A 12343-nucleotide genomic window follows, 5' to 3' on the forward strand; every position below is an offset into this window, starting at 1 on the left:
AGAGAAAGAAGTACCTTCAGTGTATTCAGAACCATCAATAGAGTAGAAAGTCTTAGCAACACCACTTCCATTATCAGTAGCAGTTAAATTAACAGTTACATCATCTTTAGTCCATCCTTCAGATACATTAGAAGTAGTTACTGGAGCTGTTTTATCTACTTTTACATAAGTAGTTTTTGTTAATTCACGATTTCCTACTTTATCAACAGAGTAAAATGAAATTTTATTAACACCTTCTTTATTTATCACAATAGAAGTACCTTCTACAAAATCACTATCATTTATAGAATAGTATGTCTTTTCAACACCAGTTATATCATCAGTTGAAGATAAATTAACAACTAGTGGCGTTTTATTTATCCAGTTTTCAGGAGCATCACATACTGTTGTTGGAGCTTTAGTATCTACAATTAGTTTTGCTATAACAGTATTAGATTTTTCTGATTCACCAAATGAATTACTTACTGAAGTAACATAATATTCATGATCCTTATAGGATAAATTTGTTAATTTGTAAGAAAGATTATTCAAGTTTTTTGTTAATAACACAGGAGTGCCATTAACTATTTCATATACATTATAACCATTTGCATAATTTACAAAGTTCCAATATATCAATGCACTAGTTTTATCAAGAAGTCTTATATTAGCAATTGGAGCATTCATTGGTGGAAAAACAATTGTTTCAGTTATTCTATTTGATGGAGTTGATTCTCCAAAGCGTGTGTTATATGCAGTAACTTCATAATTATGAGTGTCTTGAGATATATTGTACATTTGATAACTTAAACCTGTACCTTCATAAAGTAAATTTCTTGTATCACCAACTACTTCATATACACGATATTTATTTGCCCAAGTAACTGGCTGCCAAGATAAATTTATATTGTTGATATTAGTGATTGTGTCTTTTAATATAGGAGCTTGTACAACTGGCCAATTTAGTGTAAATGTTGCATGGCTTCCTTCATTTGATTCTCCAAAACGTGTGCTCACTGATGTAACGATATAATCATAATCTGTGGCTGGCATATTTGTAAAAGTCACAGAGGTATTTGTTAGTGTTTTAACTAGATTTTTTTGACCATCAACAACTTGATAGATATTGTAACTTGTAGCATAAGTTGAAGGTGACCATCTTAATGTTATATCATTTCCGTTTGTTATGTTATATGCAAGATTTTGTGGAGATTGCATAGTTACTTGGGGTAAATTAAATGATATTTCATTGCCAACAGGAGCTTCTCCAAAACGAGGACCTACTGATGTAACAACATAATTGTAATCTGTAGCTGGCATATTTGTGAAAGTCACAGAGGTACTTGTTAGTGTTTTAACTAGATTTTTTTGACCATCAACAACTTGATAGATATTGTAACTTGTAGCATAAGTTGAAGGTGACCATCTCAATGTTATATCATTTCCGTTTGTTATGTTATATGCAAGATTTTGTGGAGCTTGCATAATTACTTGAGGTAAATTAAATGATATTTCACTGCCAACAGGAGCTTCTCCAAAACGAGGGCCTACTGATGTAATAATATAATTGTAATCTGTAGCTGGCATATTTGTAAAAGTCACAGAGGTACTTGTTACTGTTTTAACTAGATTTTTTTGACCATTAACAACTTGATAGATATTGTAACTTGCAGCATAAGTTGAAGGTGACCATTTCAATGTTATATCATTCCCATTTGTTATGTTATATGCAAGGTTTTCTGGAGCTTGCATAATTACTTGAGGTAAATTAAATGATATTTCACTACCATTTGGAGCTTCCCCAAAGCGAGTACTTACTGATGTAACAATGTAATGATAATCTGTAGCTGGCATATTTGCAAAAGTCACAGAGGTACTTGTTACTGTTTTAACTAGATTTTTTTGACCATCAACAACTTGATAGATATTGTAACTTGTAGCATAAGTTGAAGGTGACCATTTTAAAGTTATATCATTCCCGTTTGTTATGCTATATGCAAGATTTGTTGGTGATTCCATAATTACTTTAGGTAGATTAAATGATATTTCACTACCACTTGGAGCTTCTCCAAAACGAGTACTTACTGAGGTAATTATATAATCATAATCTGCAGCTGCCATATTTGCAAAAGTTATAGAAGTACCATTTACTGTTTTTATTAGATTTTTTTGGCCATCAACAATTTGATAGATATTGTAACTTGTAGCATAAGTTGATGGTGACCATTTTAAAGTTATATCATTTCCATTTGTTATGCTGTATGCGGGATTTGCTGGTGATTCCATAATGGTTTGTTGCAAATCAAATGAGATTTCGCTAGCACTTGGAGATTCACCAAATGCTGTGCTTACTGCAGTAACCATATAATCATAATTTCCAGCAGGCATATTTGTAAAAATCACATAAGTACCTGTTACTGTTTTTATTAGAGTTCTTTGACCATCAACAATTTGATAGATGTTGTAACTTGTAGCATAAGTTGATGGTGACCATTTCAATGTTATGTCATTTCTATTAGTGATATTGTATGTGAGATTATCTGGTGGTGACATAATTGTTTCAGCTAAGTTAGTTGATATTTGACTTCCAGTTTTTGATTCTCCAAAGCGGTTGCTTACTGAATGAACAACATAAATATGATTCCCAGGGGTTACATTAGTTAATGTTGTATATACTGATGATACTGTAGCTTTTAGTACTTCTTGACCATCAACTAATTCATAAACGTTGTAACTTGTAGCATAATTTGCTGCAGTCCAAGATAATGCCACTGAATTTCCATTTCTGGTTGTATAAGTTAAATTGCTCGGAGGTGCTATGGTTGGGTAATCTATAGAAAAATTAACTTCTGATCCACTTGGAGATTCACCTAAAAGTCCTGATACAGAAGTAACAATATAGTTATAATCTCCCTCTAGCATATTTGTAAAAGTTACTGATGTACCTGTTACCATTTTTACTAGATTTTTTTCCCCATTAACAACCTGATAAACGTTATAACATGTAGCATATGTTGCAGCTGTCCATTTCAATGTAACATTATTTATGTTATCTATGCTGTATGTTAAATTTGTTGGAGCTTTGACTTCTTCACCAGCTAGTGTAAATGTTATGCTACTGCCTTCTGTTGATTCTCCAAATTTATTTGAATAAGAATGGACTTCATAGCTATAGTCTCCAGGAGCAATGTTGGTGAAGGCAGTACTTGTTCCTGATAGTGTATTTTTCAAAATTTTTGTTCCATTAACAATTTGATAAACTTTATAACTTGTTGCATAATCTACTGGATCCCAGTTTAAAGTAAAACTTGTTGCATTTACAAGTGTTTGCTTTAAATTTTCTGGTGCTTGCATTTTAGGATATGCCAATGTAAAAGAAATCTGACTTCCTTCTGGAGATTCACCATAGCTGGGTGAATAAGAATCGACTTCATAACTATAATCTCCAGCTACCATATTTGAATAAGTTATAGTTGTACTTGTAATTGTACTTTGCAAAGTTTTTGTTCCATTTTTAATAATATAAACTTTGTATTGCGTTGCATTTGGTATGCTATCCCAAGTCAATATAATGTCATTTCCATTATTTATTTTATGAGCTAAGTTGCTTGGGGCTTGCATTTTTACACCTAAAGAAGTTGTAACTTGACTTCCTTCTGGTGATTCTCCAAAAATATCACTATAAGAATGAATTTCATATACATAATCTCCAGCTGGAAGGTTAGTATATGAGACAGATGTTCCAGGCACCTGGCTAACTAAAACTTTATTTCCATTTGAAACTTGATAGATATTGTAACCAGTTGCATAAGTAACAGATGACCATCTTAAAGCAATGTTAGTACTATTACTAATTGTATAAGTAAAATTTGTTGGTGCTTGCATAGTTTGAGCAGATACTACTGCTGAAAGCTTACTTCCTGCAGATTTACCAAAATGAGTATTTACAGCATAAACTACATATTCATGATTACCAACTTTTTCATTAGATAGAGTAGCTGTAGTTGTAGTAACTGTAGATTTAAGTATTTCTTGACCATCAATTAGTTCATAAACTTCATAACTATTAGCATATGAAACTGAAGACCAGTTAAGTAGCACATTACTCCCATTGTTAATTCTGTATATAAGGTTAGCAGGAGCATTAATTTTAGGAAAAGCCACATCAACTTGTAGAGGAGTTGAAATTGAAGATTCTCCATATACACTATTTACAGCAGAAACTGCATATTTGTAAGTACCTTCAGGTGCATTTGTAATAGTATAAGTTTGTGATGGTGTTGACATTAATAATGTTTTTTCATCATTTTCTCCAATTGAATATATATTATAACTTTGAGCATAGGAAGTGCTTGTCCAGTTTAAAACAATATCATTTCCATTTCTTATTGTATTAGTTAATGTTGTAGGTGCTGTCATATTAGGATATACAATATTAACAGAAACTGGTGCACATGGACCTGATTCACCATCACTACTTAATGTTGATACAACATAACTATATGAACCTTCTGAAAGACTGTTAATAGAGTAGTTAGTAGAAGTTGTTTTACTAATTAAATTTAACTGTCCTTCTGTAATTTGGTAAATATTATATCCAGTAGCACCATATACTGAACTCCAAGTTAGCTTTACTGAATTTGGAGATGGAAGACTGGCTGCTAGATTGCTTGGTGGCAATAAAGTATTATTAGTAACTAGTTGATTTCTTGATGTGCTAGAAGATGTTGCTGCTAATACGTTTATAGAGTTTCCTGATGGTAATATTAAGGTTAACGTAAATAGCAGTGATACCATAAATGATATCTTGCTTAGAAAAATTTTTTTCATAATATTATCCTACCTTTCTTTTTGATATATAGTTTTTTAAAATTCCCTCCTTTTCGCTTGTGGTTTTTGTGCATTAATGTATTACATAGACAATATTACTATGTTTGGTATAAATAAACAATAATAAAAGGTTATTGATTAAAATACATTATTAAGAAAGTTTGATGCGACTAAATATCTTCTATTTTTCAATAGATATAAAGAAACTGTTGAATATTTATTAAATTTGTATTAATATGAAGTGGTAAAAATTAAAAGTTCAGATGAAGATAGCGGGAGAGTTATGGTTATACCATTCACCGAAGAAGTAAATCTTTCAGGTACCTATTTAATTAGAGATGACCGTTATTGGATGAACCCTTGGAGAGACTCGAAATGAGCACCGAAGGAGAAAGTCATATGACAAAAATCATATGGTGAAACTCTCAGGTAAAAGGACAGGGGACAGGTAACATATCTTATAAAAGTAATATAGTATAAATTACTTCAATTGGATCTTATCTATTCCTATTTGTATCTCCAATCATAAAATACTTACATAGGAAAAGGCAGTTTTTAGTACATGCCTTTTAACTAAGATGGAGGGATAAAATGGATCAATTAACAACAGAAAATCAAAATTTATCAAGGGGATTAAAAAATCGGCATGTTCAATTGCTTGCAATTGGAGGGGCAATTGGGACAGGATTATTTCTTGGTTCAGGCAGATCTATTCATTTGGCTGGTCCGTCTATTTTATTTGCATATATGATAACAGGGATAATATGTTTTTTTGTTATGCGTGCACTTGGGGAATTATTGCTTTCAAATTTAAATTATCATTCTTTTGTAGATTTTGTATATGATTATCTAGGAGAAAGAGCAGCATTTATAACTGGATGGACCTATTGGTTTTGCTGGATTTCCCTTGCTATGGCAGATGTAACTGCTGCTGGACTTTATATACAATACTGGTTTCCAAGCATAGCTCAATGGGTTCCAAGTCTTTTAGTTCTTGTAATTTTATTAATTATGAATCTTACTGCAGTAAAGTTATTTGGTGAAATGGAATTTTGGTTTGCATTAATTAAAGTTGTTGCAATTTTAGCCTTAATTATAATTGGAACATTTATGATTATTAAAGGATTTTCTACAGATGCTGGTGTGTCTACATTTGCAAATCTTTGGAATCATGGAGGATGGTTTCCAAATGGAGCAAGTGGGTTTATACTTTCTTTTCAAATGGTTGTATTTGCTTTTACTGGAATTGAATTAGTTGGATTAACAGCTGGTGAAACTGAAAATCCAGAGTATGTAATTCCAAAGGCTATTAATAATATTCCAATTAGAATTATTATTTTTTATGTTGGTGCACTTATTGTTATTATGAGTATATATCCATGGAATTCAATTAATCCAGAAAAAAGTCCATTTGTACAAGTGTTTGCTGCAGTAGGAATAGCAGCAGCAGCAAGTATTGTAAATTTTGTAGTGCTAACATCAGCTGCATCTGCTTGTAACAGTGGTATTTTTAGTACAAGCCGTATGGTATATTCTCTTGCAAAAGAAAATAATGCACCTAAATCAATGAAAAAGTTAACTTCAAATCAAGTACCGTCTAATGCAACAATATTTTCAGCTATGGTAATCTTGATTTCAGTTATTTTGAACTATATTATGCCAGAAGGTGTATTTGTACTTATTACAAGTATATCAACGTTTTGTTTTATCTTTATTTGGGCGATTATAGTTGTTTGCCATGTAAAATATCGTAAAACTAAGCCTGAACTTGCGGCTAAGAGTAAATTTAAAATGCCACTTTATCCAATTATAAACTATATAATTCTAGCATTTTTTGCTTTTGTTATAGTTACATTGGCACTTAATAATGAAACTCGTGTAGCTCTATTTGTGACACCTGTATGGTTTATAATACTTGCTGCTATTTATAAGATTATTAAATCAAGGAAATCAAAATCATAAGAAAATTAATAATGAATATATAGGATTTATAATAATTGTTACCACCATAATATAGAGTTATATTATGGTGGATTTTTGTATAAATAATATGCTTCAACTAGTTACAAAAATTAGTGTGATCAAACCTTAATAATACATAAGAATATAGACTTATTTTAGTTATAATAAATATTTAAGCTAAAATTAAAATGTAGCTACTTTTAATTAGCTCAATTTTAATCCACGATAGAAATGTCGTGGATTTTTATTTATAATAAATTAGGAATCTACAAAATATTATTTATATAAATAGAAGGAGTCAATAAATGAAATATTACTTAGCGCCTATGGAAGGTATTACTGGATACATATATAGAAATTCATATAACAAATTCTTTAATAATATAGATAAATACTTTGCACCTTTTATTGTTCCAAATGAAAGTAGAAGCCTTAAAACTAAAGAATTAAGAGATATTTTACCTGAAAATAATATAGGAATGAACTTAGTTCCTCAAATACTTACTAATAATTCAAAAGGTTTTATTATTACAGCTAGAAAATTACAAAAATTAGGCTATAATGAAGTCAATTTAAATTTGGGGTGTCCTTCAGGAACAGTTGTTTCAAAAAATAGAGGATCAGGATTTTTAGCAAAAAGAGAAGAATTGGACAAATTTTTAGATGAAGTTTTTAAAATAGATGATATGAAAATTTCTATAAAAACTAGAATAGGAAAAGATAATCCTGAGGAATTTTATGAACTAATTAAAATCTATAATAAATATCCTATAGAAGAATTAATTATTCATCCAAGAACACAAAAAGATTTTTATGGGAATAAACCCAATTTAGAAGTATTTAAGTATGCATTATTATCAAGTACTAATTCAGTATGTTACAATGGTGATATTTTTACTTTAGATAATTATAATGAATTAATAAAAACCTTCCCAGAGATAAAAGCAGTAATGTTAGGAAGAGGGATATTAGCTAATCCAGGATTAATTAATTTAATAGAAAATAATATTAATTTAGATAAAAATGTATTAAAAGAATTTCATGATGAGATTTTTAATAAATACATTGAAATATTTAATGAAAATAGAAATGCAATGTTTAGAATGAAAGAACTATGGGCCTATATGATTTACATATTTTCAGATAACAAGAAATATGCTAAAAAAATAAAGAAGGCACAAAAGTTAATTGATTATAATGAAGCTGTTTCAAGTTTGTTTATAGAGCAGGAAATTATAGAAGGAGCAGGATTATTTTATAATGAAAATTAGATAATGGCAAATTTTATACTAGTATCATGTTTTTTTATGGACAAGTATTAGTAAAAAATATAAAATAATTCAGTATGGAAAACTGAGGATTATTAAATTCAGATACTAAGGAAGAACCTGTGTAGAGATTAGGAGGAAAGTTTATGAATTCATTAGAAAGAAAACAGAAATCTATAGAAATATTAAAAGCAAATAAAATTCCATATATGGAAGGACTTCCAGCTATTGAGGCTGCAAATGAAATAGAGATGAGAAGTGCAGAAGAAATAGCAAAACGTGCTATTGCATGTTTAATATCAATTCAAGTAGCCTGTGATATTACTGAAAAAAGAGATATTGAAAAATCAAGAGAGTTTTTTAAATTGCTTTTAGATAAATATGATATAAAGGAAGAATTAACTAATAATGAAAGAGAAATCATCTATGGTAATCCAGAAGAACAAGATATAATCAATATGGCATGGAAATATGAAGCTTATTGGACACTTATTTGGGCACTAGGAATTGTAGATAAACTAGAATATCCTTCACAAATTTGTGATTGTAATTTTGCAATTCATGTAGTAGCAAATCATGAAAGCTTTAATGATTTTATGAAAACAACTAAGTTAAGAAGTGCAGATGAAATATTAGATGAAGCAGATTTGATTTATCGTTATCATTGGGCTTGTGTAGAGTCTAGAATAAATGGAGAAAATCCACCAGCTGGTATAGATGCAGGTGTTATATTTGAACGTCATTGGGGATTAAACTGGCTTATTGGAAAAAGTAAATATAATGATAATTGGGATAGTGTTTCAACAGATACTTAACAAATAAAATATGAAATTATTTAAAGAGATTAGCATTTTTGAGTCTAGTCTCTTTTTTATGTATATATGTTTGAGTACGCATATTATATATATTAATTAGTTAGAATATAAACTGAGGGACAATCAAAAAGAGGAAATTTTAAGTTTGATTTACTTTAGATAAAATAATTAGATTGTGGGTGTATAAAATGGTTTTTAGCTCATTATCATTTATGTGGATTTTTTTTCCACTAGTATTTGTAATATATAGAGTATTAGATAATAGATTTCAAAATATATTTCTTGTTTTAACAAGTTTAATTTTTTATTTTTGGGGAGAGTCTAAGTACATATTTTTATTGTTATGTTCTATTATTATAAATTATTTATTTGCTATTATTATAGCTAAAACATATGAAAAAAGTATTTGTAGGGTATGGTTATCTCTATGTATTGCAATTAATTTAGCATTACTTGGATACTTTAAATATTATAACTTCTTTATAAAGACTATTAATTCAATATTAGGTAGTGAAGTAATAAACTATAAAGATATAATTTTACCAATAGGTATTTCCTTTTACACGTTTCAAGCAATTTCATATATAGTAGATATTTATCGTAAAACTGCTAAAGTACAAAAGAATCCAATTAAACTGGCACTTTATATATCATTTTTTCCTGAATTACTATCAGGACCAATAATAAAGTATCATGATATAGATAATCAAATTAGTAATAGAAAATTGAAATGGAGTAAAACAGCCTATGGCATAAAAAGGTTTATCTATGGTCTTGCAAAAAAGATGATAATAGCAAATACTTTAGCAAGTTGTGTTGATAGTATTTTAAAGATTCCTTTAGATCAAATTGGAACATCTTTAGCTTGGATGGCTGTAATTTTATATACGTTTCAGATTTACTATGATTTTTCAGGTTATTCAGATATGGCTATTGGATTAGGAAAAATGTTTGGTTTTGATTTTAAGGAAAATTTCAATTATCCATATTTATCATCTTCAGTTCAAGAATTTTGGAGAAGGTGGCATATATCACTTTCTACCTGGTTTAAGGAATATTTGTATATACCATTAGGAGGAAATCGAAAGAGTAAGTTTAGAACATATTTGAACCTATTTATAGTTTTCTTTATAACGGGATTATGGCATGGAGCAAGTTTCAATTTTATAATATGGGGAATGTTTCATGGATTTTTTATGATAATTGAGAGATTATTTTTAGGAGATTGGCTAAAAAATAATAAGTTTAAGTTTTTAAATCACATTTATACAATGATGGTTGTAATGTTAGGGTGGATGATGTTTAGAGTTGAGCAGTTATCACAAATTAAAGATATGTTTAAGTTGATGTTTATACCTACAAAGAGCCTTTATATGGTTGGACAATTTGTGAATATAAAAGTTGCATGTATTACACTTATAGGAGTTTTATTATGTGGATTACTTCAAAGTAATATAAAATGGATAAAAACAATGATTTTTAATGAGGAGAAAGTCTATACAATAGAAACCGTATTTCAATTTGGGTTATTTTTTATATGTACAATGTTGGTGGTAGCAAGTACATATAAGTCATTTGTATATTTTAAATTTTGAGGTGACTTACAATGAAGATAAAAGAAAAAATAGTAAGTATAGTTTTTATAATATTTTTAATTTCTCCAACATTAATTTTTTGGTTAGTGGGGAATAAAGTTGATAATACAAATTATGAGAATAGAATACTAGCAGGGAAACCTATTTTTTTAAGAAACAATTGGGGAAAATATCCTAAGGCCTTTGATGCTTATATAGATGATCATGCAGCTTTCAAAAATCAATTTGTAAAATTAAATAACTTCATAGATTTTAAGTTGTTTAATACAACATCATCTGAAAAGGTGTTAGTAGGAAAAAATCAGTGGTTATTTTATAAATATAAGAATGAAGGGGATCCAATAGGAAGTTATCAGGGAATTAATAGATATACATCAAAAGAATTAGAAACAATTAAGAATAATTTGGTTGAAATAAAAAATAAATTGAATAAGGAAAATAAAGAATTTATATTATTTGTTGCTCCAAATAAAGAAGAGATTTACTCTGAATTTATGCCATCATCTATAAGAGTAGTCAATGAATATAAAAGTATTGATGAGATGGTGGATTATATTATAAATAACACTGATATTAAAGTTATTTATCCAAAAGAAGAGTTATTAAATGTTAAAGAAAAATATCAAGTATATCATAAATATGATACACATTGGAATGATATAGGAGCATTTATAGGATCACAACAGTTAAACGAGAAATTAACAGGTAAGAGAAAATATATTGAAGATATACAGGTTACATTAAATGGGGTTCAAAAAAATGATCTAGCATTTATGATTAGTTTAAAAAATTACTTAAAAGAAGATAACACACAAACTATATCTGGATATAATCCAAACATAAATGTAAAACAAATATATAGTAGTGACAAAGTAGGAAGTAGGATTAATAAGTTTCAGTCTAATGCAGAAGATACACGTAAAATAATGATTATTAGAGATTCATTTTCCTTAGCTATGTATCCATATATTCCTAGAGAGTTTCAAAATACAGTTTTTATAAATAAAGCTGATTTTAAAAATGAATTTTTAAGGAAAGAAAATCCTGATATTGTTGTATATCAAGTAGTAGAACGGTTTAGTTATTTACTTCTTGATCAAATAAATGAACTTAATAAGTAAATAGAAAATAATTTATTAGAAGAGGAGTTTTTTAAAATAAGCTCCTCATTATTTTTGGATTAAAATATAAATATTAACTGATAAAAACTCTTGACTATAAAAGAACGTTCATTTATTATAGAATATAACAATAGAGGTGTTTAGATGAGAAAGAAAGATGATGAAAAGAAAAACAGTATAAAAGAAGCTGTTATTAAGTTAATACTTCAAGAAGGTTTCCATGGTACATCTATTTCAAAGATAGCTAAAGAAGCAGGGGTTTCACCAGCTACAGTATATATTTATTATGAAAACAAAGAAGTAATGTTACAGGATATATATCGTGAGTATTCTGAAGATGTTTTTTACTACTTACTAGATAAAATTAATAAGTGTAGCGAAGGTAAAGAAATTATTGAAATACTTGTAAGAGAATATTATTTTTATATTAAAGATAATAGTGAGATTTTTCATTTTGTAGATCAATTTTCAAGTTGTCCAGCATTAGCAAATCAGTGTCTGGCTAGAAATGGGATATCTATTTTAAATAATTTATTTGAGAAAATGAAAAAAAATGGTCAATTTAAAAATTATAAAAATGATAATTTAAGAGCAATAATTTTTTATCCAACAAAATCAATTGTAATGAATTCATGCATTGATAATGATGAAAAGGTTCAATTATTAAATGAATTAATTGAAATTATACAAGATACATTATTAATAAAATAGAAGTTAGAATACAACTAAAGTTATAAGCGAAAAACTTTGTGAATGTCTTTTTCATAAATATT

Annotated in this window: 7 protein-coding genes and 1 riboswitch; of the genes, 6 read left to right on the top strand and 1 reads right to left on the bottom strand. The window is 28.5% G+C overall.

Annotation, left to right across the window (positions count from 1 at the left end; genetic code table 11):
- Nucleotides 1-4809, bottom strand: a 4809-nt coding sequence (locus NNC19_RS09190; RefSeq protein WP_310938341.1) for an OmpL47-type beta-barrel domain-containing protein, incomplete at its 3' end; no start/stop codon positions are given.
- A gap of 350 nt (nucleotides 4810-5159) precedes the next feature.
- Nucleotides 5160-5260: riboswitch (glycine riboswitch) on the top strand.
- Between the two features lie 140 nt (nucleotides 5261-5400).
- Between NNC19_RS09190 and NNC19_RS09195 the strand changes: the two genes are divergently transcribed.
- The 6 genes from NNC19_RS09195 (at nucleotide 5401) to NNC19_RS09220 (ending at nucleotide 12281) form a co-directional block, all read left to right on the top strand.
- The gene (locus tag NNC19_RS09195; protein ID WP_310938342.1) at nucleotides 5401-6771 is read left to right on the top strand and encodes an amino acid permease; all 1371 of its coding nucleotides are present in this window, start codon (nucleotides 5401-5403) and stop codon (nucleotides 6769-6771) included.
- Nucleotides 6772-7076: 305 nt separating this feature from the next.
- Nucleotides 7077-8042 (top strand): tRNA-dihydrouridine synthase family protein, encoded by a 966-nt coding sequence (locus NNC19_RS09200; protein ID WP_310938343.1) that lies wholly within the window; start codon nucleotides 7077-7079, stop codon nucleotides 8040-8042.
- A 143-nt stretch (nucleotides 8043-8185) separates the two neighbouring features.
- Nucleotides 8186-8854 (top strand): DUF4272 domain-containing protein, encoded by a 669-nt coding sequence (locus NNC19_RS09205; protein WP_310938344.1) that lies wholly within the window; start codon nucleotides 8186-8188, stop codon nucleotides 8852-8854.
- Between the two features lie 338 nt (nucleotides 8855-9192).
- The gene (locus NNC19_RS09210) at nucleotides 9193-10449 is read left to right on the top strand and encodes an MBOAT family O-acyltransferase (protein ID WP_310938345.1); all 1257 of its coding nucleotides are present in this window, start codon (nucleotides 9193-9195) and stop codon (nucleotides 10447-10449) included.
- 11 nt (nucleotides 10450-10460) lie between these two features.
- Nucleotides 10461-11570 (top strand): alginate O-acetyltransferase AlgX-related protein, encoded by a 1110-nt coding sequence (locus NNC19_RS09215; RefSeq protein ID WP_310938346.1) that lies wholly within the window; start codon nucleotides 10461-10463, stop codon nucleotides 11568-11570.
- A 144-nt stretch (nucleotides 11571-11714) separates the two neighbouring features.
- Nucleotides 11715-12281, top strand: coding sequence for a TetR/AcrR family transcriptional regulator (locus NNC19_RS09220; RefSeq protein WP_310938347.1), 567 nt, complete (start codon nucleotides 11715-11717; stop codon nucleotides 12279-12281).
- The last annotated feature ends 62 nt before the right edge of the window (nucleotides 12282-12343 follow it).

The sequence above is a fragment of the Clostridium sp. SHJSY1 genome (assembly GCF_031626875.1).
In the GTDB taxonomy this organism is placed as follows: domain Bacteria; phylum Bacillota; class Clostridia; order Clostridiales; family Clostridiaceae; genus Clostridium.